Origin of the sequence: Enterobacter sp. AN-K1, assembly GCF_020971765.1 — a bacterium.
Lineage (GTDB): Bacteria > Pseudomonadota > Gammaproteobacteria > Enterobacterales > Enterobacteriaceae > Enterobacter > Enterobacter hormaechei_C.
Map to the genome: position 1 here is coordinate 4,367,311 of NZ_CP087390.1, position 21,714 is coordinate 4,389,024.

At 58.2% G+C, this 21,714-nt stretch carries 21 protein-coding genes and 1 pseudogene; 12 read left to right on the forward strand and 10 right to left on the reverse strand.

Annotation, left to right across the window (positions count from 1 at the left end; all coding sequences use genetic code 11):
* Window positions 1-164 precede the first annotated feature (164 nt).
* The 8 genes and pseudogenes from LOC22_RS20780 to LOC22_RS20810 all read left to right on the forward strand — a co-directional run bounded on the left by LOC22_RS20780 (window position 165) and on the right by LOC22_RS20810 (window position 5,513).
* Window positions 165-599 carry a nuclear transport factor 2 family protein gene (locus LOC22_RS20780; RefSeq protein WP_017384507.1) on the forward strand — a complete coding sequence of 145 codons (435 nt, stop codon included), beginning with the start codon at window positions 165-167 and terminating at the stop codon, window positions 597-599.
* The gene (locus LOC22_RS20785) at window positions 596-1,315 is read left to right on the forward strand and encodes an SDR family NAD(P)-dependent oxidoreductase (RefSeq protein WP_017384506.1); all 720 of its coding nucleotides are present in this window, start codon (window positions 596-598) and stop codon (window positions 1,313-1,315) included. The genes LOC22_RS20780 and LOC22_RS20785 overlap by 4 nt, the downstream gene beginning before the upstream one ends.
* Window positions 1,312-2,571 carry an NAD(P)/FAD-dependent oxidoreductase gene (locus LOC22_RS20790; RefSeq protein WP_230239174.1) on the forward strand — a complete coding sequence of 420 codons (1,260 nt, stop codon included), beginning with the start codon at window positions 1,312-1,314 and terminating at the stop codon, window positions 2,569-2,571. Before LOC22_RS20785 ends, LOC22_RS20790 begins: the two co-directional genes overlap by 4 nt.
* A 1-nt stretch (window position 2,572) precedes the next feature.
* Window positions 2,573-3,295, forward strand: a complete 723-nt coding sequence (locus LOC22_RS20795) for a DUF1365 domain-containing protein (RefSeq protein ID WP_023296566.1) — start codon at window positions 2,573-2,575, stop codon at window positions 3,293-3,295.
* Window positions 3,292-4,512, forward strand: coding sequence for an SAM-dependent methyltransferase (locus tag LOC22_RS20800; protein WP_023296567.1), 1,221 nt, complete (start codon window positions 3,292-3,294; stop codon window positions 4,510-4,512). Before LOC22_RS20795 ends, LOC22_RS20800 begins: the two co-directional genes overlap by 4 nt.
* Window positions 4,509-4,817 carry a DUF2878 family protein gene (locus LOC22_RS20805; RefSeq protein WP_017693466.1) on the forward strand — a complete coding sequence of 103 codons (309 nt, stop codon included), beginning with the start codon at window positions 4,509-4,511 and terminating at the stop codon, window positions 4,815-4,817. Before LOC22_RS20800 ends, LOC22_RS20805 begins: the two co-directional genes overlap by 4 nt.
* Window positions 4,744-4,956, forward strand: a pseudogene (locus LOC22_RS22285) (hypothetical protein); the annotation flags it as partial. The gene LOC22_RS20805 and the pseudogene LOC22_RS22285, both read left to right, overlap by 74 nt.
* A gap of 23 nt (window positions 4,957-4,979) precedes the next feature.
* Complete coding sequence (locus tag LOC22_RS20810; RefSeq protein ID WP_032653483.1) at window positions 4,980-5,513, forward strand: DUF3833 domain-containing protein; 534 nt, start codon at window positions 4,980-4,982, stop codon at window positions 5,511-5,513.
* Here the strand turns inward: LOC22_RS20810 and LOC22_RS20815 are convergent.
* Both LOC22_RS20815 and LOC22_RS20820 read right to left on the reverse strand, forming a co-directional pair.
* Complete coding sequence (locus tag LOC22_RS20815) at window positions 5,510-5,968, reverse strand: DMT family transporter (RefSeq protein WP_023296569.1); 459 nt, start codon at window positions 5,966-5,968, stop codon at window positions 5,510-5,512. The genes LOC22_RS20810 and LOC22_RS20815 overlap by 4 nt on opposite strands.
* A gap of 4 nt (window positions 5,969-5,972) precedes the next feature.
* Window positions 5,973-6,407: a DMT family transporter gene (locus LOC22_RS20820; RefSeq protein WP_003857304.1), complete on the reverse strand. Its 435-nt coding sequence runs from the start codon at window positions 6,405-6,407 to the stop codon at window positions 5,973-5,975.
* Between the two features lie 98 nt (window positions 6,408-6,505).
* Here LOC22_RS20820 and LOC22_RS20825 point away from each other — a divergent pair, with 98 nt between their 5' ends.
* On the forward strand, window positions 6,506-7,438 hold the full coding sequence (locus tag LOC22_RS20825; RefSeq protein ID WP_023303693.1) for a LysR family transcriptional regulator: 933 nt from the start codon (window positions 6,506-6,508) through the stop codon (window positions 7,436-7,438).
* A gap of 3 nt (window positions 7,439-7,441) precedes the next feature.
* On the opposite strand, the gene LOC22_RS20830 is transcribed toward LOC22_RS20825, so the two are convergent.
* Both LOC22_RS20830 and LOC22_RS20835 read right to left on the reverse strand, forming a co-directional pair.
* The gene (locus LOC22_RS20830; RefSeq protein ID WP_003857302.1) at window positions 7,442-8,470 is read right to left on the reverse strand and encodes a methionine synthase; all 1,029 of its coding nucleotides are present in this window, start codon (window positions 8,468-8,470) and stop codon (window positions 7,442-7,444) included.
* A gap of 25 nt (window positions 8,471-8,495) precedes the next feature.
* Window positions 8,496-9,470, reverse strand: coding sequence for a DUF1852 domain-containing protein (locus LOC22_RS20835; RefSeq protein ID WP_023296571.1), 975 nt, complete (start codon window positions 9,468-9,470; stop codon window positions 8,496-8,498).
* A 168-nt stretch (window positions 9,471-9,638) separates the two neighbouring features.
* Between LOC22_RS20835 and LOC22_RS20840 the strand changes: the two genes are divergently transcribed.
* Window positions 9,639-10,178, forward strand: a complete 540-nt coding sequence (locus LOC22_RS20840) for a DUF2058 domain-containing protein (RefSeq protein ID WP_017384500.1) — start codon at window positions 9,639-9,641, stop codon at window positions 10,176-10,178.
* A gap of 7 nt (window positions 10,179-10,185) precedes the next feature.
* Here the strand turns inward: LOC22_RS20840 and LOC22_RS20845 are convergent, their stop codons facing one another.
* Together LOC22_RS20845 and azoR are read right to left on the reverse strand one after the other, a co-directional pair.
* On the reverse strand, window positions 10,186-10,872 hold the full coding sequence (locus LOC22_RS20845; RefSeq protein WP_017384499.1) for an RluA family pseudouridine synthase: 687 nt from the start codon (window positions 10,870-10,872) through the stop codon (window positions 10,186-10,188).
* A 90-nt stretch (window positions 10,873-10,962) separates the two neighbouring features.
* Window positions 10,963-11,568 carry an FMN-dependent NADH-azoreductase gene (gene azoR / locus LOC22_RS20850; protein ID WP_015570577.1) on the reverse strand — a complete coding sequence of 202 codons (606 nt, stop codon included), beginning with the start codon at window positions 11,566-11,568 and terminating at the stop codon, window positions 10,963-10,965.
* Between the two features lie 203 nt (window positions 11,569-11,771).
* Here azoR and hrpA point away from each other — a divergent pair, with 203 nt between their 5' ends.
* On the forward strand, window positions 11,772-15,674 hold the full coding sequence (gene hrpA, locus LOC22_RS20855) for an ATP-dependent RNA helicase HrpA (RefSeq protein ID WP_230239175.1): 3,903 nt from the start codon (window positions 11,772-11,774) through the stop codon (window positions 15,672-15,674).
* A gap of 85 nt (window positions 15,675-15,759) precedes the next feature.
* Here hrpA and LOC22_RS20860 read toward each other — a convergent pair whose 3' ends face one another.
* From LOC22_RS20860 to LOC22_RS20875, 4 genes are all read right to left on the reverse strand, one after another.
* On the reverse strand, window positions 15,760-16,419 hold the full coding sequence (locus tag LOC22_RS20860; protein ID WP_017693460.1) for an O-methyltransferase: 660 nt from the start codon (window positions 16,417-16,419) through the stop codon (window positions 15,760-15,762).
* 73 nt (window positions 16,420-16,492) lie between these two features.
* Window positions 16,493-17,872 (reverse strand): efflux transporter outer membrane subunit, encoded by a 1,380-nt coding sequence (locus tag LOC22_RS20865; RefSeq protein WP_017693459.1) that lies wholly within the window; start codon window positions 17,870-17,872, stop codon window positions 16,493-16,495.
* Window positions 17,869-18,951, reverse strand: a complete 1,083-nt coding sequence (locus tag LOC22_RS20870; protein ID WP_230239176.1) for an HlyD family secretion protein — start codon at window positions 18,949-18,951, stop codon at window positions 17,869-17,871. The genes LOC22_RS20865 and LOC22_RS20870 overlap by 4 nt, the downstream gene beginning before the upstream one ends.
* 22 nt (window positions 18,952-18,973) lie before the next feature.
* The gene (locus LOC22_RS20875; RefSeq protein WP_023303698.1) at window positions 18,974-20,626 is read right to left on the reverse strand and encodes an MFS transporter; all 1,653 of its coding nucleotides are present in this window, start codon (window positions 20,624-20,626) and stop codon (window positions 18,974-18,976) included.
* Between the two features lie 214 nt (window positions 20,627-20,840).
* Here LOC22_RS20875 and LOC22_RS20880 point away from each other — a divergent pair, with 214 nt between their 5' ends.
* Window positions 20,841-21,635: a YdcF family protein gene (locus LOC22_RS20880; RefSeq protein WP_017384495.1), complete on the forward strand. Its 795-nt coding sequence runs from the start codon at window positions 20,841-20,843 to the stop codon at window positions 21,633-21,635.
* The last annotated feature ends 79 nt before the right edge of the window (window positions 21,636-21,714 follow it).

Below are 21,714 nucleotides of genomic sequence, written 5' to 3' on the forward strand. Positions count from 1 at the left end.
GAAATTCATATTTTTCACAAAATGGTTGTGCGTGGTGATATTCCATGTAACTGAAAAATAATAAGAATAAAAAATATATCTGCGCAAACTTGGACAAATAAAGTTAATTGTGTAAGTTTAAATTATGCGATTCCGCTACGTTGTTTACACCCAGGATGTGACCCATGAGCACGTTGCCGTCCGTCATCAGTCGGTTCGTTGATTACTACGCCACGCTGGATACCCAGCCACCTTCGGCGCTGGCGGGGATTTATCGCGCCGATGCCACGCTTATCGATCCCTTTGGCGAACACAGCGGGGTGTTCGCGATTCAGCGCTATTTCACCCATCTGCTGGCTAACGTCCAGCACTGTCGCTTTACCGTCGATGCACCGTTGCAGCAGGGTGATCGCTTTGTTGTCACTTGGATGATGCACTGGTCGCACCCACGTATCGCCGGGGGGGCAATGCGCCAGCTGCCGGGCTGCTCCGTGGTAGACATGCGCGACGATCGCATTGTTCGCCAGCGGGATTACTACGATGCCGGAGAGATGATTTACGAACATCTCCCGATACTCGGCTGGGCCGTGCGCGGCGTGAAGCGAAGAGTGAAATCATGAAAACGGTTCTGATCACCGGCGCAAGCTCGGGCATCGGGGCGGGGCTGGCGAAATCTTTTGCCGACGATGGTTACCGGGTGATTGCCTGCGGGCGCGATGCGCAACGTCTGGCAGCCGTCCATCAGTACAGCCCCAACATTACGGTGCGCCTGTTCGATATGACAGACAGGGACGCCTGTCGCCAGGCGCTGGCGGACTGTACTGCCGACACGGTGATTCTCTGCGCCGGAACCTGCGAGTATCTCGACCGCGGCGAGGTGGATGCCGAGCTGGTGGCGCGGGTCATGACCACCAATTTCATCGGGCCGGTAAACTGCCTTGCGGCGTTGCAGCCGCAGCTGGTATCCGGCAACCGCGTGGTGCTGGTCAGTTCGATGGCGCACTGGCTTCACTTCCCGCGAGCCGAAGCGTATGGCGCCTCCAAGGCGGCGTTAACCTGGTTCGCCGATACGCTGCGCCTCGACTGGGAACCGAAAGGGATTGCCGTCACGGTCGTTTCACCCGGTTTTGTCGACACGCCGCTGACCCGCAAAAACGATTTCCCGATGCCGGGCCGGGTCAGCGTGGGGGACGCCGTCCACGCCATTCGTCGCGGTCTGGCAAAAGGGAAGGATCACATCGCGTTTCCCGCCGGGTTCAGCCTGGCGCTGCGCCTGCTTTCCGGCCTGCCCGATGTACTTCAGCGCGCACTGCTGCGCAGGATGGTGCGACCATGAAAATCGCGATTATCGGCAGCGGCATCGCCGGGTTAACCTGTGCCTGGCGGCTCGCCGGACATCATCAGGTCACGCTGTTTGAGGCGCAGGCCACGCCGGGCGGCCATACCGCAACGGTGGATGTCGACACGTCGCAGGGCAGCTTTGCCATCGATACCGGTTTTATCGTCTACAACGATCGCACCTATCCGCGCTTCATGGGGCTGCTCAGCGAACTGGGCATCTGCGGGCAAAAAACGCAGATGAGCTTTTCGGTGCACAACCCGCAGAGCGGGCTGGAGTACAACGGGCACACGCTGACGTCGCTGTTCGCCCAGCGACGTAATCTGCTCAACCCGGCTTTCTGGACGCTGCTGAAGGAGATCGTGCGCTTTAACCGGCTGGCGAAACAGACGCTCCGGGGCGAAGTCGATGGTTCCGCCACGCTGGAAACGTTCCTGCGCCAGCACCGTTTTACGCCCTTTTTTGCGCGCCACTACATCCTGCCCATGGGGGCGGCTATCTGGTCGTCGTCGCTACAGGAGATGAAACGCTTTCCGCTGCCGCTCTTTTTACGCTTTTTTGAAAACCACGGTCTGCTGGACATTACCCATCGTCCGCAGTGGTACGTGGTGCCAGGCGGCTCCAGAGAGTATATCCGCGCGATGCTGGATACGCTCGGCGATCGCCTGACGCTGCACCTTAACGCGCCGGTGCAGCAGGTTATTCGCCACGATCGTGGGGTTGATATTGCGCGTGAGGGCGTAACAGACACTTTTGATCAGGTGATCTTCGCCTGCCACTCCGTTCAGGCGCTGGCGATGCTCGCCAGCCCAACGCAGGCTGAACGCGAGGTGCTGGGGGATATCGGCTGGCAGCGTAACGAGGTGGTGCTTCACCGCGATCCGCGCTGGCTGCCGGTGCGCGAACGCGCGTGGGCGAGCTGGAACTACCGCCTCAGCGAGCAGGATCAGGCCAGCGCCTGCGTCACCTACAACATGAATATCTTGCAGGGACTGCCGCCGGGTTGCCCGCTGTTTTGCGTCACCCTCAACCCGGAAACGCCGGTGGAGGAACGGTTTGTGCTGCGCCGCTTTGTCTATGAGCATCCGCTTTTTAACCCGCAAAGCTGGCAAGCTCAGGCCCGGCGCGGCGAAATAAACGGTCGCCAGCGGAGCTGGTTCTGCGGCGCGTACTGGTACAACGGCTTCCACGAAGATGGCGTGCGCAGTGCGCTGGACGTGGTCAACGCTATCGCGACCGGGGAGGGCAACTGAGATGAACAGCTGCCTTTACCACGGTACATTGCGCCATCGTCGGCTTGCGCCGAAAGCGCACCACTTTACCTACAGCGTGTTTATGGCCTGGCTCGATCTGGATGAGCTGGACGCGCTGCCCTCTGTCGGCGTGCGTCGTAACCGCGTTGCGCCCGCGGCATTTTATGATGCGGATTACCCGCTGGGCACGCCGCTCAAAGCGCGTGTCCTTGAGCGTCTGGAAAATCTGACCGGCGAACGTCCGGCGGGGCGGGTCATGCTTCTGACTCAGCTGCGCTATTTCGGTTTTCATTTCAACCCGGTCAATTTCTACTACTGCTATGACGGGGAAGACACCCTGCGCTGGGTTCTCGCCGAAGTCCGTAACACGCCGTGGAATGAACGACATTACTACGCGGTAGCGGGGCGGGACGCCCCGCCGACGGAGAAAGCGTTTCACGTCTCGCCCTTTAATCCGATGGACATGATCTACCACTGGCGCTTCAACAGCCCGGACAGCACGCTGCGCATGCATATCGAAAACCATCAGGAGACGAAGGTGTTTGATGCCACCCTGACGCTGCGCCGGGTCCCGCTGACGCGCACGGCGCTGCGTTCGCTGCTGGCGCGGATCCCGTTGATGACCCTCAAAACCGTTTTCGCCATTTACTGGCAGGCGCTCAGGCTGTGGCTGAAGCGCGTACCGCTGCATAACCATCCCCTCAGCAGGAGTGAACGCTCATGACCAATCCCGTCTTTGCGCTTGAACCCGATATCCCGCGCAACGTCCGCGTCGCGCGATGGTTGCTCTTCCGCCTGCTGAATGGCCTGCACGGTGGCTCGCTGACGCTGCGTGAAGGCGCGCAGACGTTCCAGTTCGGCGACGCTTCCGCCGCGCTTCACGCTGAGGTGCAGGTACTTGCTCCGGGCGTCTACTGGCGCATTTTAACCGGGGGCAGCCTCGCCGCGGCACAAGCGTGGATGGATGGCGACTGGGAGACGCCCCACCTGACGCCGCTGCTGGAGCTGATTGCGCGCAATAGCCAAATCCTCGGAAAGCTGGAAAAAGGGTTTCGCCTGCTCGGGAAACCGGTGGAGCGGCTGCGGCACTGGATGCGGCGCAACTCCCGCGCGCAGGCGCGGGAAAATATTGCCGCCCATTACGATCTGGGCAACGCCTTTTACGCCCATTTCCTTGATGAACATCTCCTGTACTCCAGCGCGCTGTTTAGCGGGGACGAGCAGGATCTGACCGCGGCTCAGCAGGCGAAAATGGCGAGGCTGTGTGACCAGCTGGCGCTCACGGCAAACGATCATCTGCTGGAGATTGGCACCGGCTGGGGGGCGATGGCGGAATATGCCGCCCGTCATTACGGCTGCCGGGTGACCACCACCACGCTGTCGCAGGAGCAGTACCACTGGGCCACCGCGCGCATCGCCCGGGCAGGGTTGCAGGATCGTGTTGAGGTGCAGCTCTGCGACTACCGCGATCTGACCGGGGTCTACGACAAGCTGGTGTCGGTTGAGATGATTGAGGCCGTCGGTCAACGCTACCTGCCAACATTTTTCCGCACCTGCCAGGCGCGTCTGCGTCCAGGCGGGCGGATGGCGATTCAGGCCATCACCATTCAGGATCAACGCTATCGCGACTACAGCAAAAGCGTCGATTTTATTCAGCGCTACATCTTCCCCGGCGGCTTTTTGCCCAGCATCACCGCCATGAATGAACTCATGACCCGCCATACCGATTTTGTGGTGCGTAACCTCTTCGATATGGGACCGGACTACGCCCGCACGCTGGCGCACTGGCGTCAGCGGTTCGTTCACGCCTGGCAGGAGATTGAAAAGCTCGGGTTTGATGACCGTTTCCGCCGGATGTGGCTGTACTACCTCGGCTACTGTGAAGCCGGGTTTAATGCCCGCACCATCAGCGTGGTGCAGCTGACTGCGGAACGCGTGTGAAGCGCTACGGGCAGGTATTTCTGCTGGCCATCGGGTTTGATCTCTACTGGACGCTGACGGGGCTGATTGCGTTCACGGGCGCGTCCCTGATGCCGCTATGGATGGTGGCGCTGTGGCTAATGTTTGCCACCGTCTGGACGCAACTGACCCGCACGACCACCTTGCCGGGCTGGTTGCTGACGGTGCTGGCGACCCTGGGCGGGCCGGTGGCCTACCTGATCGGCGAGCGTCTGGGGGCCATTTACCGTTTATACCTCTCAGCTTCTGACGCCCGACGGCAGCTATACAGGGTTAGACGGCGATAATGCGCTGATTATCACCTATGCCCGGGACATCGATGGTGACGACCTGGTTGAGGCGACCCGCGACCAGTGGCAGGCGCAGGGCATTTTGCAGCAGGAGCCGCAGAGTGAAGCATGGCTGAGCGAGTATCCTGAACTGCGTCAGCAGTTAATCGGAGGACCACAATGAAACGTTTCCTGTTAATGGCGCTTGCCCTGACGATGCTGGTGGCCGGATGTAGCACCGAGGTGACAGAGTATCGTCAGCAGCAGCCACGGCTTGATATTTTTACTTACTTCCAGGGGAAAACCGAGGCGTGGGGGATGGTGCAGGATCGCAGCGGTAAGCAGATCCGTCGTTTTCACGTCGAGATCGCCGGGGATGTTATCGGCGATACGCTGACCCTGAATGAACATTTTGTCTACGATGACGGCGAGAAGCAGCAGCGCGTCTGGCATATCCGCCGCGTAGGGCAGAATCGCTATGAAGGCACGGCGGGTGACATAGAAGGTGTCGCGACAGGCCAGGCGGCGGGCAATGCCCTTAACTGGCGCTACAGCATGAACGTGAAGGCGGACGGTAAAACCTGGCTGCTGCACTTTGATGACTGGATGTATTTGCAGGACAGCACCCGTCTGTTTAATAAAACCGAGATGAAGAAATTTGGCGTCACCGTCGCCACGGTGACGCTGTTCTTTACCCGCAAAGAGGGCGGTTAATCCTCTTCGGGCTGAGGTTTACTGCTTGAGTAGATGAAGAAGAGCGCAATACTCAGGCAGACGACGGCCCCGAAACGGCTCACTGAAAACGGAATGGCTTCATTGTTCAGCCAGCCAAAGTTATCAATCAGCATGCTCATGGCCAGCTGGCCCAGGATAACCGCTACCGTGGCAACGGCGGTCCCGATGCGCTGCACTGCGAGCACCATAATCACGATATAGGGCACGCCGCACAGGGCCCCCAGAAGCTGCCATTTGGGCACATCCATCAGGCTGACCGCCTGTTTCGGCTCAAAAAAGAAGATCAGCATGGCGGTCACCAGCGCGCCGACGGAAAACGTCAGAAACGCGCTTTTAAATACCCCCACGCTGCTGCCTAATTGCCCGTTAATGGCAGCCTGAATGCTCAGCGTAGCGCCGCCAATCACCGCCAGAATAATCATAATTACTGTCATAACGTTACCCCTGCGCCACGAGAATGAGCGCGGCGATGATAAATCCCAGCGCAATAATGCGTTTTGTATCGATCCTGCGGTGCGGCGTACCCAGCAGGCCATAGTGGTCAATAATCAGGCTTTTAAAAACCTGGCCTGCCAGAATGCCGATCATCGTCATGGCAATGCCGATCGCAGGCGTGGCAATGGTGAGAATGATGACGTAAACCGGGCCGAGCACGCCGCCCAACAGGTGCCATGAAGGCTGCGCAAAAAATGAGGGACTGTTGCGCGGGCTGAAAAACAGCATCAGCAGAAACGTCAGCCCCGTTCCCACGCTGAATATGCTGAACGCCGCCCACAGGTCGCCCACCTCTGCGCCCAGCGGCCCCAGCAGCCCGGCTTCCACGGACAGCCCCATGCCGCCGGCAATCACCAGTAAAATTAAAATAATGTGCATAACGCTTTTTCTCCTTTTTCCAGGCGGAGAAGATTACGTCTGAACATCATTGAGAAAAATGCCATAATGCAGGAAACACCTTTGCAGGAAATGCATTAATGATGGATGCCGGACATATCAGCATTCGCGCGCTGCTGATCTTCATCGACGTTTATGAAACGCAGAATTTTTCCGTGGTGGCGAGGCGGGAAGGGATTTCTGCGTCGCAGGTCTCACGCGTGATCCACCAGCTTGAGGACGCCCTCGGGCAACAGCTTTTCTACCGCAACACGCGGGCGATTATGCCCACAGAGAGCGGGCATCTTTTTGTGCGCTATGCCCGGGCGATGGCCGGGAATATGGAGGACGCGCGACGCGAGCTGGATGAACGCGCCCGCGAGCCGTCGGGCACGCTGCGTATCAATGGCCCGGTCTTTTTCGGACAGAGGCACATCGCGCCGGGCCTGCCGGGGCTTCTGGCGCGTTACCCTCGTCTCTCCATTGAACTGACCCTCACCGACGATTTTATCGATCCGCACCGTGACGCCGCGGACGTTATCTTCCGCATCGGCGCGCTGACGGACTCCTCGTTTCACGCCCGGGTGTTCGGGCAGCAGTTCTACCATCTGGCGGCCTCGCCGGACTATCTGCAAAAACATGGCGCGCCCGAGGGGCCGGACGATCTCAGCCGTCACCACTGTCTGGTTTACCGCGGCTCGTCCGGGCCTAACCGCTGGCTGATCCGGCAGCCGGGCGAGGCGTGGGTTCACTATCCCATTGTACCGCTGATGACTTCCAATAACGCGGAAACGCTCCTGATCGCGGCGCTGGGCGGCATGGGCGTTGTGCTTTTCCCGGACTGGATGGTGAGCGAACGGCTCAAAAGCGGTGAGCTGGTGGCACTGCTGCCGGAAATGGAGTGTTCAATTAATACGGAGCCACTGACAATTGCGGCGATTTACCCGAACGCGCGTCATCCGCCCCTGAACGTCAGGGCGGTGATTGATTACTATATTGAGCGATTCGGTACGCCACTGTACTGGCAAACCTGAAGGTTAGCGGGCAAGCTCGCGACGGATAATGTCAGCCCCGGCGCTTAACGCCTTCAGCTTACCGTTGGCGACCTGGCGGGAAAGGGGGGCCATACCGCAGTTGGTGGACGGATAGAGCTTGTCTGCATCAACAAACTGCAACGCCTTGCGCAGCGTATCGGCCACCTCTTCCGGCGTTTCGATGGTCTGGGTGGCGACGTCAATTGCCCCGACCATCACTTTTTTACCGCGGATAAGCTCCAGCAGATCCATCGGCACGCGCGAGTTGTGGCACTCCAGCGAGATGATATCGATCTTCGAGGTCTGTAACTTTGGAAATGCCTCTTCATACTGGCGCCACTCGGAGCCGAGCGTCTTTTTCCAGTCCGTATTGGCTTTGATGCCGTACCCGTAACAGATATGTACCGCGGTTTCGCATTTCAGCCCTTCAATGGCGCGCTCCAGTGCGGCGATACCCCAGTCATTCACCTCGTCGAAAAAGACGTTAAAGGCAGGTTCGTCGAACTGAATAATGTCGACGCCGGCCGCTTCCAGCTCGCGGGCCTCCTGATTGAGAATTTTAGCGAACTCCCAGGCCAGCTTTTCGCGGCTTTTATAGTGGGCATCGTATAGCGTGTCGATCATGGTCATCGGGCCGGGCAGCGCCCACTTGATCGGCTTGTCAGTCAGCTGGCGCAGGTATTTAGCGTCGTCAACAAACACCGGCTTCTGGCGCGCCACCGCGTCTACCACGGTCGGTACGCTCGCATCGTAACGGTTACGGATGCGTACCGTCTGACGGTTCTCAAAATCCACGCCGCTGAGATGTTCAATAAAGGTGGTGACAAAATGCTGGCGGGTTTGTTCCCCGTCGCTGACGATATCAATCCCGGCGCGAATCTGTTCATCCAGAGACAAACGCAGCGCATCCTGTTTCCCTGCCAGTAATTCCTCGTCCTGGAGTTTCCACGGCGACCAGAGCGTTTCCGGCTGTGCAAGCCAGGTGGGTTTCGGCAGGCTGCCAGCCGTTGATGTCGGGAGCAATGTTTTCATAAAAGAACCTTTTATCCGTATTAAATTAAAGCGTGAAGTGTTGAGACCACTGCTCAAGAAGGGTTTTATAGGGTTTGATAAACCGCTCTTCGGTATATTTACCCTGTTCAATGGCCAGCCGGCTGCGCTCTTCACGGTCATAGACGATTTTGGTTAATGAGTGATCCTGCTGATTCAGGTCGGGCTGATAGCACTGTCCCGCAGCGGAATTGGCATTGTAAATTTCTGGTCGATAGATCTTCTGGAACGTCTCCATGGTGCTGATGGTGCCGATCAGTTCCAGATTGGTGTAATCACGCAGTAAATCGCCGGTGAAGAAGAAGGCGAATGGCGCGACGCTGTTTTCCGGCATGAAATAGCGAACCTTCAGGCCCATCTTCGCGAAGTACTGTTCCGTTAGCGACTCGCCGTCCGGCTGGTACTCATAGCCCAGCACCGGGTGGTGGTTACCGGTACGACGATAGGTGTCTTTGCTGGAGACGCTCAGGCAGATCACCGGCGCTTTTTTGAAGTTCGCCTGATATTCCGCAGAATGAACGAAGCTTTTAAAGATATTGCCGTGCAGCTCGCCAAAATTCTCGGGGAGAGAGAAACGGGCCCGGTCTTTATTATGCTCCAGCAGCAGGACGCTGAAATCATAGTCACGAACATACGATGAGAAGTTATTTCCGACGATGCCTTCGATGCGCTCGTGGGTTTTTTTATCCACGATCGTCGTTTGCAGAATTTCGATGGCCGGGAAAGTAAAATCGCCGCCGATATTCATATCGACTGAAATAATCTCCAGCTCGACGGCATAGCGGTCAGCTTTCGGGTTATCCCAGCTCGCCAGCGCGTTAAAGCGGTTGTTGATCATCACCAGCGTATTGCGCAGGTTCTCCTGACGCTTCTCGCCACGCGCCAGGTTGGCGAAGTTGGTGGTGGTACGCGTGTTTTCTGACGGGTTATAATTTTCATCAAAGCAACTGCGCTTAAGGGTAAATGTGAAAGCCTGACTCATTTGGTTATGCATCCTAAGTTCATGTTGCCGGAACGTTATCAATGCATAATTTATGCCTGAGCCACTGGCGCAGGGGAAGTGACTTAATTTCACTGCAACATGAGGGTTCTTCATGAACTGCGCGATTCAGGTATAATCCCCCGACATTTCCAACCGGTTTAAACGAACATGACAAAACTCACCCTACAAGAGCAGATGCTGAAAGCGGGCTTAGTCAGCAGTAAAAAGATGGCGAAGGTCCAGCGCACGGCGAAAAAATCCCGCGTCCAGGCTCGCGAGGCGAGAGAGGCTGTTGAAGAGAACAAGAAAGCCCAGCTGGAGCGTGATAAGCAGCTGAGCGAACAGCAAAAACAGGCGGTGCTGGCAAAAGAGTTCAGGGCGCAGGTGAAGCAGCTGATTGAGATGAACCGCATCACCGTGGCGAAGGGCAACATTACCTTTAACTTTACCGACGGCAACCTTATCAAAAAAATCGAGGTCGATAAGCAGACGCAAACCCAGCTGATCAACGGCCGTCTGGCGATTGCCCGACTGGTGATTAACGCGAATGGCGACTGTGATTACGCGATTATCCCGGCGGTAGTGGCGGATAAAATTGCCCAGCGCGATGCGGACAGCATTGTGCTAAACAGCGCCCTGAGTCAGGAAGAGCAGGACGAAGACGATCCGTACGCAGACTTCAAAATCCCTGACGATTTAATGTGGTAATCCCCGCTCAGAACGGCGCGGCGTGACGGGCGTTTATCGTTTCGCCGCTCAGCGGATGAATAAAATTCAGAGCGCTTGCATGCAGCATCAGCCGGGGCGTTTCTTCCGCCCCCGGCCATTCCAGACCACCATACAGATCGCACCCAAGAATAGGGTGGCCTAACTGCTGGCAGTGAATGCGCAGCTGGTGGGTGCGCCCGGTCTCCGGGGTAAGCTCAACCCGCGTCAGCGGCATTATCGTATCCTGGTAAATACGTTCCACCACCCGATAGCGCGAGCGAGCGGGCTTACCGGTGCGGGCACAGATCGTCATCAGCGGAAACAGCGCCGGATCTTTGGCAATCGGCGCATCCACGGTCCCTTCGTCCTGTTCCACATGTCCGCACAACAGGGCGGTGTAAACCTTGTTCACGGCGCGCTGACTGAACTGGTGGCAAAGCGCGGCGTTGATCGCTTTGTTACGCGCAATGACCATCAGACCCGAAGTGCCAAAATCAAGACGATGCACCAGCGTGCAGCCGGGAAAGGTTTGAACAAGACGGTGGTGGACGGAATCGAGGTTTTGCGGATTTTTCCCCGACAGGCTGAGCAGACCGGAAGGTTTATTGATCAGCAGCAGATGCTCGTCCTGCCAGAGGATCTCAATGTCGTCGTGACAGGGTGGTGCAATAAACGTATCGATAATGACAGACATCAGGCCGCCGGGCTGGAGAGTGGGTGCGGATGATAACGAAATACGGGGGAAAAGAAAAACCCTCCCACCGGGCGGTGAGAGGGGGAAAACTTAGGCAGCGACCAGGCTGTCGATAGCGGCTTTCGCGTCGGTCTGCGCTTTGGTGGCCACTTCCGGGCCGTAAGCGATACCTTCAGCGAACACGAAGTTCACGTCGGTAATGCCGATGAAGCCCAGGAACAGCGTCAGGTACGGTGCGACCAGGTCGGTAGGGGTATCTTTGTGAATACCGCCGCGGCTGGTCAGTACAACCGCACGCTTGCCTTTCACCAGACCTTCCGGGCCGTTCTCGGTGTAACGGAAGGTTACGCCAGCGCGCGCCACCAGGTCGAAGTAGTTCTTCAGCTGGGTAGGAATGTTGAAGTTGTACATTGGGGCGTTGATCACGATAACGTCGTGCGCCTGCAACTCAGCAATCAGCTCGTCGGAGAGCGCCAGGGCTTCCTGCTGACGCGGGGTAAGAGGCGCATCGCTCGGACGCAGCGCGCCAACCAGCTCGCCGTCCAGCACAGGAATTGGGTTTGCCGCCAGGTCACGCACGGTGATTTCATCCGCGCTGTGCTGCTCACGCCACTGTTCAACGAAATAGTCAGACAGCTGACCAGACTGTGAATACCCTGCCAGAATACTGGATTTCAACACTAATACTTTGCTCATGGGAAATTCCTGTTTTGTATTTGATTGAGGGGGTTGCCCCGTTGCTTGTTGACACTTTATTCACAATCCTGCCACAGGGATAGCGCAATATATCGAAGCCTATGTTCGAATTTTTTGAATAAGGCGCCAAAAGCCCTGATGTGGTACTCTATACCAATCATTAAAAAGAGATTTTATCCGGCAGTGCACTGCCCGTTAACGCTATGACAGAACACCAAAAATTGACCTTCCCGATGCTGATGCAAAAGCTTGATTCGCTGATGCTGCGCGATAAACAGCGGTTTGCGCGCCGTCTGCACGGCGTTAAGAAGGTTAAAAATCCTGATGCACAACAGGCCATTTACCAGGAGATGGCCAACGAGATTGAACAGGCGGCAGGGAAAGTTGTGCTGCGTGAAGCCGCACGTCCGGAGATTACCTATCCGGAAAATCTGCCCGTCAGCCAGAAGAAACAGGACATTCTTGAGGCCGTACGCGACCACCAGGTGGTGATCGTCGCGGGGGAAACCGGTTCAGGTAAAACCACTCAGCTGCCGAAAATCTGCATGGAACTGGGCCGCGGGGTGAAAGGGTTGATCGGTCACACCCAGCCGCGTCGTCTGGCGGCGCGCACCGTGGCGAACCGTATTGCGGAAGAGCTGCAAACGGAGCCGGGTGGCTGCATCGGCTACAAGGTGCGATTCAGCGACCACGTCAGCGATAACACCATGGTTAAGCTGATGACCGACGGTATCCTGCTGGCGGAAATCCAGCAGGATCGTCTGCTGATGCAGTACGACACCATCATCATCGATGAAGCGCACGAGCGCAGCCTGAACATCGACTTCCTGCTCGGCTACCTGAAAGAGCTGCTGCCCCGGCGTCCGGATCTGAAAATCATCATCACCTCCGCGACCATCGACCCGGAGCGCTTCTCAAAACATTTCAACAATGCGCCGATTATCGAGGTGTCAGGACGCACGTATCCGGTGGAAGTGCGCTATCGCCCGATTGTGGAAGAGGCGGACGATACCGAGCGCGACCAGCTTCAGGCCATCTTTGATGCCGTCGACGAGCTGGGCAACGAGAGTTCTGGCGACATTCTGATCTTCATGAGCGGCGAGCGCGAGATCCGCGATACCGCCGATGCGCTCAGCAAGCGCGATCTGCGCCATACTGAGATCCTGCCGCTGTACGCGCGCCTGTCGAACAGCGAGCAGAACCGCGTGTTCCAGCCGCACAGCGGGCGCCGCATCGTGCTGGCGACCAACGTGGCCGAAACTTCGCTGACCGTACCGGGCATTAAATACGTGATCGACCCGGGTACGGCGCGCATCAGTCGCTACAGCTACCGCACCAAAGTTCAGCGCCTGCCGATTGAGCCGGTTTCGCAGGCGTCGGCTAATCAGCGTAAGGGCCGCTGCGGCCGCGTGTCGGAAGGGATCTGTATTCGTCTCTATTCGGAAGACGATTTCCTGTCGCGCCCGGAGTTTACCGATCCGGAGATCCTGCGGACCAACCTGGCATCCGTTATCCTGCAAATGACCGCGCTGGGGCTGGGCGATATCGCCGCCTTCCCGTTTGTGGAAGCGCCGGATAAGCGCAATATTCAGGACGGGGTGCGGTTGCTGGAAGAGCTGGGGGCCATCACCACCGACGAACAGGCGACGGCCTACAAGCTAACGCCATTGGGCCGCCAGCTTAGCCAGTTGCCGGTCGACCCGCGTCTGGCGCGCATGGTGCTGGAGGCGCAAAAACACGGCTGCGTGCGCGAGGCGATGATCATCACCTCGGCGCTCTCCATTCAGGATCCGCGCGAGCGTCCGATGGATAAGCAGCAGGCGTCGGATGAAAAACACCGTCGCTTCCACGATAAAGAGTCCGATTTCCTCGCCTTTGTGAACCTGTGGAACTACCTTGGCGAGCAGCAAAAAGCGCTCTCCTCGAACCAGTTCCGCCGTCAGTGCCGGGTGGATTTCCTCAATTATCTGCGCGTACGCGAGTGGCAGGATATCTACACCCAGCTGCGCCAGGTGGTGAAAGAGCTGGGTATACCGGTGAACAGTGAACCGGCGGAGTACCGCGAAATTCATATCGCCCTGTTGACTGGCCTGCTGTCTCATATCGGGATGAAGGATGCGGATAAGCAGGAATATACCGGCGCACGCAACGCGCGTTTCTCCATCTTCCCGGGCTCCGGTTTGTTTAAGAAGCCGCCGAAGTGGACCATGGTCGCCGAGCTGGTGGAAACCAGCCGTCTGTGGGGGCGTATCGCCGCGCGTATCGATCCGGAGTGGGTTGAACCAGTGGCGCAGCACCTGCTGAAACGCTCATACAGCGAGCCGCACTGGGAGCGCGGGCAGGGCGCGGTGATGGCGACGGAAAAAGTCACCGTCTACGGCCTGCCGGTGGTGGCCGCGCGTAAGGTTAACTACAGCCAGATCGATCCGGCGTTGAGTCGCGAGCTGTTTATCCGCCACGCGCTGGTGGAAGGCGACTGGCAGACGCGTCATGCCTTCTTCCGCGAAAACCTGAAGCTGCGCGCCGAGGTGGAAGAGCTTGAGCACAAGTCCCGCCGTCGCGACATTCTGGTGGACGACGAGACGCTGTTTGAGTTTTACGATCAGCGCATCAGTCACGATGTGATCTCGGCGCGCCATTTCGACAGCTGGTGGAAGAAAGCCAGCAAAGAGGCCCCGAACCTGCTCAACTTCGAAAAGAGCATGCTGATCAAAGAGGGCGCGGAGTCGGTCAGCAAGCTCGATTACCCGAACTTCTGGCATCAGGGCAACCTCAAGCTGCGTCTGACCTATCAGTTTGAGCCGGGCGCGGATGCCGATGGTGTGACGGTGCACATTCCGCTGCCGCTGTTAAACCAGGTGGAAGAGAGCGGGTTTGAGTGGCAAATCCCCGGCCTGCGCCGCGAGCTGGTCATTGCATTAATCAAATCCCTGCCTAAACCGGTGCGGCGTAATTTTGTGCCAGCGCCGAACTACGCCGAAGCGTTTTTAGGCCGCGTCACGCCGCTCGAGCTGCCGCTGCTGGACGCGCTGGAGCGTGAGTTCCGCCGTATGACCGGGACCACCATCGACCGCGACGACTGGAACTGGGATCAGGTGCCCGATCACCTGAAAATCACATTCCGCGTGGTGGACGATAAAAACAAAAAGCTGCTCGAAGGCCGTTCTCTGACGGAGCTGAAAGAGGCGCTGAAAGGTAAAGTCCAGGAGACGCTCTCTGCGGTGGCCGATGACGGCATTGAGCAGAGCGGGCTGCACATCTGGAGCTTTGGTCAGCTTCCGGAAAGCTACGAGCAGAAGCGCGGGAACTATAAGGTCAAAGCCTGGCCCGCGCTGGTGGATGAGCGCGACAGCGTGGCGATTAAGCTCTTTGACAATCCGCAGGAGCAACAGCAGATGATGTGGCGCGGGCTGCGTCGACTGCTTCTGCTTAACATCCCGTCGCCGATTAAGTATCTGCACGAGAAGCTGCCGAACAAAGCCAAGCTGGGGCTCTACTTTAACCCGTACGGTAAGGTGCTGGACCTGATCGACGACTGCATCTCCTGCGGTGTGGATAAGCTGATCCACGAGGCCGGCGGTCCGGTCTGGACGGAAGAGGGCTTTGCTCAGCTTCATGAAAAGGTGCGCGCGGAGCTGAACGACACCGTGGTCGAGATTGCCAAACAGGTCGAGCAGATCCTTACCGCCGTGTTCAATATCAACAAGCGCCTGAAGGGGCGGGTGGATATGACCATGGCCCTGGGGCTGTCGGACGTCAAGGCGCAGATGGCGGGGCTGGTGTATCGCGGCTTTGTCACCGGCAATGGCTTTAAGCGTCTGGGCGATACGCTGCGTTATTTGCAGGCGATAGAGAAGCGTCTGGAGAAAATGGCGGTCGATCCGCATCGCGATCGTGCGCAGATGCTGAAAGTCGAAAACGTGCAGCAGGCCTGGCAGCAGTGGCTCAATAAACTGCCGCCGGCGCGTCGCGATGACGACGACGTGCGGGAGATCCGCTGGATGATCGAGGAGCTGCGCGTCAGCTTCTTCGCTCAGCAGCTGGGAACGCCGTATCCCATTTCGGATAAGCGTATCTTGCAGGCGATGGAGCAGATTTCCGGCTAAAACCGTTGCCCGGTGGCGCTGCGCTTACCGGGCCTACGGTAAAACATGTAGGCCGGGTAAGGCGTAGCCGCCACCCGGCTTTTGTTCACCCGTTCACCATCGCCAGCGTAAACCCATCCCATCCCTTAATGCCCACCGTTTGCAGCGCAGTGGCGGTTAAGCGCGGGTTATCTCCAGTCATCTCGATAAACTTCCGTACTCCCTGCACGCGTGCATCGTCGCTTTGCCCGTTAATCACCTCGCCGTCACGTACCACGTTGTCACCGATAATGACCGTGCCGGGGCGGGAGTAGTGCAGCGACCACTCCAGGTAACCGGGGTTGTTAGGCTTATCGGCATCAATAAAGATCAGGTCGAAGGGAGGGACGTCACCGAAATTCTCGAGCGACTTTAGCGCCGGGCCTTCAATCAATTCGATACGATCGCTGAGTCCCGCAAGGTGAATGTTCTGGCGTGCAACAGCGGCATGTTTCGGGTCCGCTTCAAGCGTAATCAGCTTTCCATCCGGCGGCAGGGCGCGCGCCATCCAGATTGAGCTATACGCACCCAGCGTACCGATTTCCAGTATTCGACGCGCCTGTGTCATGCGGACAAACAGCGCCAGCAGTTGCCCCTGATTAGCGGCAACATCGTGCTCGGGCAAACCGGCGCGTTTGTTGTTTTCAAGCACGCTCTGGAGAACCTCATCCTCAGGAATAAGCGAAGAAATCATGTAAGTATCTACTGAACACCACTGTTGTTGCATAGATTGACTCCCTGGAGGGTATCGTCGGGTGCGAAATGTAGGCCCGGTAAGCGCAGCGCCTCCGGGCATGTCTTCAGGCACTGCTCCAGCCGCCGCCCAGCGCTTTATACAAATCAATTTGCGCCAGCAGCAGGTTGTTTTTCACCTGTACCACGCTGGTCTGCACCGAGAACAGCGTGCGCTGCGCATCGAGCTCATCCAGATAAGAAGAGTATCCGTTGCGGTAGCGGTTTTGCGCAATCCGCAGCGTCTCCTGCGCGACCGTCTGCTGTGCCAGCAGCTCGGTAAGCTGTTCCTGATAGCGGGTGATGGCATCAAGGCTGTCATTCACCTCAGCAAACGCGTTACGCACGGTTTTTTCGTAGCTATACAGCGCCTGATTCCGCTGGGACTGAGAGATATCTACCTGCGCATTCAGCGCCTGACGGTTCAGCAGCGGCGCAAGAATACTGCCGCCCACGCTCCAGAGCTGTAGCGGGTTATCCAGCAATCCCGACAGCGTGCGATCCTGCACCGATCCCGTGGCCGTGAGGTTGATCGACGGCAGCAGGCTGGCGCGCGATGCCGCCAGCGTCGCGTCCGCCGCAATCAGCTGACGTTCAGCCTGGACGATATCCGGGCGTCGGTTCAGTAGCGTCGACGGCAGCTGGGAGGGCAGTTTCAGCGGCGTCAGGGCATCAAAGCTTTCACCGCGCGCAACGTCACCCGGGTTGCTGCCCAGCAGCAGGCTAAGCGCATTTTCCTGCTGCGCAATCTGGTGCTGAAGCAGTGGAACCTGGGCGCGGGTGGCGCGCAGCTCAGAATCCGATTGCATCAGCTCAAGGCGAGAGCTGTATCCCGTCTCAAACTGTCGTTTGGCGAGGTTGAACGCCTCTTCACGCGACTTCAGCGTGGACCGGGTAACGCGCAGCTGTTCGTCCAGCGACAGCAGGGTGACGTACCCGGAGGCCACCGAGGATGCGACGGTAAGATCAGCCGCCGCAGCCGCCGCCTTTTGTGCCTCCAGCGACGCTTCAGCGGCACGGGAGGTGCTGCGGTTTACGCCCCAGATATCCACGTCGTAGCTGGCGGTCAGGCTGCCTTTGTACAACGTACCGTATACCGGAAGCCCCGTGGCGGCGGACTGCGAGCGCGCGCGCGTCCCGGTCACGCCCGCGTCAAGCGACGGGAACAGGCTGCCGTCAGCGGCGTACACCCGGGCCTGGTACTCGTTAATCCGCTCGCGGGCAATCAGCACGTCGCTGTTATTCTTCAGCGCCTGATCCACATAGCGATTCAGATTGCTGTCGTGAAAATTTCGCCACCAGAGCTGCTCTGTCGGGCTGGCTGGCCCCGACGTCGCGCGCCACTGGGCCGGTATGTGCAGGGACGATTTGGCGGGCTCAACGTCTACCGACTGGCATCCCGCCAGGATAGTCATTATCAGCAGGCCGGCTATCGGGCGAAGCGTCATTGTTTCGCCTCCCGCGTGTCGATGGTCACCTGCACCGACATGCCAGGACGCAGCAACCGGTACGCCTCCGGCTCACCGAGTACCTCAATGCGTACCGGGATGCGCTGGGCGATTTTAACAAAGTTGCCCGTGGCGTTGTCCGGGGTGATAGCGCTGAACTCGACCCCTGTGGCCGGGGATATGCTCTCTACGCGGCCCTGATAGGCTTTATCGTTTAAGGCATCGACGGTAAATTTCACCGGCTGTCCGACGCGTAAATTCGCCAGCTGCGTCTCTTTGATATTGGCGATCACCCAGTGCTGCGGCGGGACCAGCGTGGTAAGGTGCGTCCCGGCGGTGACGTACGCCCCCAGACGCACTGCAATCTGCCCAAGCTGACCGTCACGCGGCGCGACAATGCGGGTGTTTTGCAGATCGATCTGCGCCAGCTCCAGCGCGGCTTTCGCATTCTCAACGTCCGCTTCCAGCGAACCGCGATTGACGATGACCGTTTGTAGATCCTGACGCGACATCTCAAGCGTTGCTTTCGCCTGGTCGATATCGGCGCTCCCCTGGGCGGCACTGGCCAGTGCCGAATCGCGCTCGCGAATGGAGAGGGAGCCGTCCGCGGTCAGCTCTTTCACGCGTTTCAAATCCGCCTGGGTTTTCAGACTTTGGGCACGGGCGTTTTTCAGCGCCGCCTCGTTTTTGGCAATCACCGCTTCCGCGCTTTTGCGCTGTTGCAGGTTGTTATTCAGGGCTGCAATTTTCATTGCCAGCTGCGCTTCGGCCTGATGGACGCGCTGGCGATAGATGCGGTCATCTATCTGCAACAGCAGCTCGCCTTTTTTAACCTGCGCGAAATCCTGAACATGGACCTCGGTAATGTAGCCGTTTACCTGCGGACTGATGAACGTGGTCTGGCCGCGCACGTAGGCGTTATCGGTAAACTGGGCATGACGCGTAAACGGGGGCAGCTGCCAGGCATAAAGGATCACCAGTACCCCGACAATGCCGATGGCCGCGGCGGTGAAGATGGAAACGACGCGCACATTTTTGCGGGTGTTGGCCTGATCTTTGGCGGCATCCTGCTGACTCATAACTTCTCCTGATAAATAGTCATTACTTGTTGCCAGTGGCGTTCTTAAGGGCCATACGGGCGGTGATGCGCAGGCGTAGCAAGCGCCATAAAATCCAGACCAGCGTGGCAGTGGCAATGCTCGCCGTCAGGAGATAAGTATCGTTGTAAGCCAGAATGTTTGCCTCAAGCGCCGTCACCGTCTGGAGCTGGGTTATGGCCTGAGTTCCCAGCAGGGAACTGTCGCCAATCAGGCTTTTGTACATCTGGGTGTAAAGCTGAATCCGTTCGTTCACCAGCGGGTTAAGGGTGGTGAGCTGGTCAGCCAGCAGGCTGGAATGGTACTTCTCGCGCCAGGTCTGGAAGGTGCCGAGGATCGCGGACCCCAGCAGCCCCCCAAGGTTCTGACTCATACCAAACATCACGGAAAAGCTGACCAGATTGCGCGGATCGGCGATCACCCCGCCAATGGCGGCCAGCATCGCAGGCGCGAGGAAGAACGCGCTGCCGAAGCCCAGCAGGAACTGGCTGAAAATAAGCTGATCCGGCCGGGTCAGGTTGTTGGACTGGCTGTCCAGCAGCGAGGCAACGATCATCAGCGCCAGCGAGGTGATAATCGGCCAGGCCAGTTTAGTGGGCTTGATCGTCAGACAGCTGGTGACGATACCGCAGACGATCCCGGCAAAAATTGCCCACGCCAGATGGGTCATCTGTTCATTCTGTAAGCCTACATATTGCAGCCAGCCGATGACGCCCGTGTTCTGCTCCGCCAGTACGATGCGGATCAGCAGCATAATCAGCCCCAGGCGTACGATGCTGCCGCTGGAGAGCCAACGGGTATTAAGCAGCGGGTTGTTGCGGTTATGTTCAAACACGATCGCGGAGACAATCAGCACCAGCGAGAGAGCCAGCGCCCAGCCGATCCACGGCGCTTCAAACCACCAGTCCAGACGCCCTAACGACAGAACCGCGCACAGCAGCGCCATGCCGGGCGCAAGCAAAAAGAAGGTGATGAAATCTTTCTTCTCGAAGACCTTGCGTCGATCGCCCGGCGGCAGCTTGAGCGCCATCACGCAGGCCAGGGAGATCAGGGCCAGACCCAGCTCGAAGAAGTACAGCCCGCGCCACTCATCAAGCTGTAACAGCTCGGTGGAGAACAGCCGCGCCAGCGGGATCGCCAGCGACGACCCGGTTATGCCGATGGTCAGCGCCTTCAGTCGGTGCTTCGCGGGCCAGGCCTGTATCTGGTAATAAATGCCGAGCGAGCTGAGCGCGGCGGCGACCATCCCGTGAGCCGCCCGTACCATCAGCGCCGAGCTGAGATCGTTCACAAACAGGTGGAAAAAGGTGACCAGCACATACAGCACCAGGAAGCCTTCCGTAAAGGCGCGCAAACCGTACTGCTGGCGAAACTTTACCAGCAGCAGGTTGATGGAGACGTTGGTCATGACATAGACGGCAGGCAACCAGGCGATTTCAGTCGACCAGGCGCCAAAGGTGCCTTGCAGATTTTGCAGATTGGCGGTGACGACCGCGTTACCCAGTGCCCCGGTCAGACACACCAGCAGGCCGACCACGCCATAGGCGATCCGTTTCGACGTCGGATGTTCCGGGGTGGAAGGGGAACCCAGCAGGGCGGGTTTCTCGTGTGGCTGCCACTCGCGAGGAGCATAAGGGTCGCGTTGGGGCAGGCGCATAACGGGGTTTACCTTTCAAAAAGTTGAATTGTGAGCGGGCTAATGATTCTAAGGCTGACGCAAATCATAATTCAAGTGAATACGATTTTCTCATGTTAATCAAATGTGAGTGCTTTTTGAGCACATCCCGGCCCGTTTTTTCAGCATTCATGCCATAGCATGACGCGAGGAAAGGGGGATAATCGAAGGCTCTGTATGCTGTAAGGAGGTAACGATGACAATGGCACTTTTCCCCTGTCTGCCTGGCACAACCCTCGACGCCGTGAATACCGTTGGGGCGTGGCTTGCTCAGGACGACTATCAGGACAACCAGCCCGTTGATCTGGTGATTCTGGCGGGTAATGCGGTGATCCCCGCGATTGATGCTGCCTGTAAAATCGCGGCTGAACAGGGTGTTCCTCTGATCATCAGCGGCGGGATCGGTCACTCGACGACCTTCCTCTACGCCGCGATTGCGAAACACCCCCGCTATAACAGGATACCCACCACCGGACGTGCTGAGGCGGCTATTCTGGCCGACATCGCCCGTGAATTCTGGAACATTCCGGCCGAGCATCTTCACGTTGAGGATCAGTCGACCAACTGTGGCGAAAACGCCCGCTTCAGCCGGGCGTTGATGAAACAATCCGGACTGAACGCCGCCCGGGTGCTGGTGGTGCAGGACCCGACAATGCAGCGTCGCACAATGGCTACGTTCGCCCGCGTATGCCGCGACGAGGCCGCATCGCCCGCATGGGTGAGTCATCCCGGCCTGACGCCCGTGCTGCAAAACAGCGACGACGGTCTGGTGTTTAGCGGCCCGGTCGAGGGGTTATGGCCGGTAGAGCGCTACTTGTCGCTGGTGCTGGGTGAATTTCCGCGACTCAGGGACGACATCAACGGCTACGGTCCGGCGGGACGTGATTTCATTGCCCATGTCGATATCCCTGCCGACGTGGACGCCGCGTGGCAGATCTTGCGAAACGACGTCATTCTCACCGACGCGCTGGTGAGCCGTTCCCTGCTGTGATGCTCTGCCCGTTTGCGCCATCTTTTACGCAAACGGGCATCCTGTGTTGCCGATTTGTGATTTTGGAAACGGGCTGACC

Bases quoted from the DNA above. Each gene is read 5' to 3' on its own strand.
- LOC22_RS20825 (WP_023303693.1), top strand. From the start codon at position 6,506: ATGATGGATGCCGGACATATCAGCATTCGCGCGCTGCTGATCTTCATC.
- LOC22_RS20810 (WP_032653483.1), top strand. From the start codon at position 4,980: ATGAAACGTTTCCTGTTAATGGCGCTTGCCCTGACGATGCTGGTGGCC.
- LOC22_RS20835 (WP_023296571.1), bottom strand. From the start codon at position 9,470: ATGAGTCAGGCTTTCACATTTACCCTTAAGCGCAGTTGCTTTGATGAA.
- LOC22_RS20860 (WP_017693460.1), bottom strand. From the start codon at position 16,419: ATGCAACAACAGTGGTGTTCAGTAGATACTTACATGATTTCTTCGCTT.
- LOC22_RS20785 (WP_017384506.1), top strand. From the start codon at position 596: ATGAAAACGGTTCTGATCACCGGCGCAAGCTCGGGCATCGGGGCGGGG.
- LOC22_RS20875 (WP_023303698.1), bottom strand. From the start codon at position 20,626: ATGCGCCTGCCCCAACGCGACCCTTATGCTCCTCGCGAGTGGCAGCCA.
- LOC22_RS20870 (WP_230239176.1), bottom strand. From the start codon at position 18,951: ATGAGTCAGCAGGATGCCGCCAAAGATCAGGCCAACACCCGCAAAAAT.
- LOC22_RS20845 (WP_017384499.1), bottom strand. From the start codon at position 10,872: ATGTCTGTCATTATCGATACGTTTATTGCACCACCCTGTCACGACGAC.
- LOC22_RS20780 (WP_017384507.1), top strand. From the start codon at position 165: ATGAGCACGTTGCCGTCCGTCATCAGTCGGTTCGTTGATTACTACGCC.
- LOC22_RS20815 (WP_023296569.1), bottom strand. From the start codon at position 5,968: ATGACAGTAATTATGATTATTCTGGCGGTGATTGGCGGCGCTACGCTG.
- LOC22_RS20830 (WP_003857302.1), bottom strand. From the start codon at position 8,470: ATGAAAACATTGCTCCCGACATCAACGGCTGGCAGCCTGCCGAAACCC.
- LOC22_RS20865 (WP_017693459.1), bottom strand. From the start codon at position 17,872: ATGACGCTTCGCCCGATAGCCGGCCTGCTGATAATGACTATCCTGGCG.
- hrpA (WP_230239175.1), top strand. From the start codon at position 11,772: ATGACAGAACACCAAAAATTGACCTTCCCGATGCTGATGCAAAAGCTT.
- azoR (WP_015570577.1), bottom strand. From the start codon at position 11,568: ATGAGCAAAGTATTAGTGTTGAAATCCAGTATTCTGGCAGGGTATTCA.
- LOC22_RS20820 (WP_003857304.1), bottom strand. From the start codon at position 6,407: ATGCACATTATTTTAATTTTACTGGTGATTGCCGGCGGCATGGGGCTG.
- LOC22_RS20790 (WP_230239174.1), top strand. From the start codon at position 1,312: ATGAAAATCGCGATTATCGGCAGCGGCATCGCCGGGTTAACCTGTGCC.
- LOC22_RS20795 (WP_023296566.1), top strand. From the start codon at position 2,573: ATGAACAGCTGCCTTTACCACGGTACATTGCGCCATCGTCGGCTTGCG.
- LOC22_RS20880 (WP_017384495.1), top strand. From the start codon at position 20,841: ATGACAATGGCACTTTTCCCCTGTCTGCCTGGCACAACCCTCGACGCC.
- LOC22_RS20800 (WP_023296567.1), top strand. From the start codon at position 3,292: ATGACCAATCCCGTCTTTGCGCTTGAACCCGATATCCCGCGCAACGTC.
- LOC22_RS20840 (WP_017384500.1), top strand. From the start codon at position 9,639: ATGACAAAACTCACCCTACAAGAGCAGATGCTGAAAGCGGGCTTAGTC.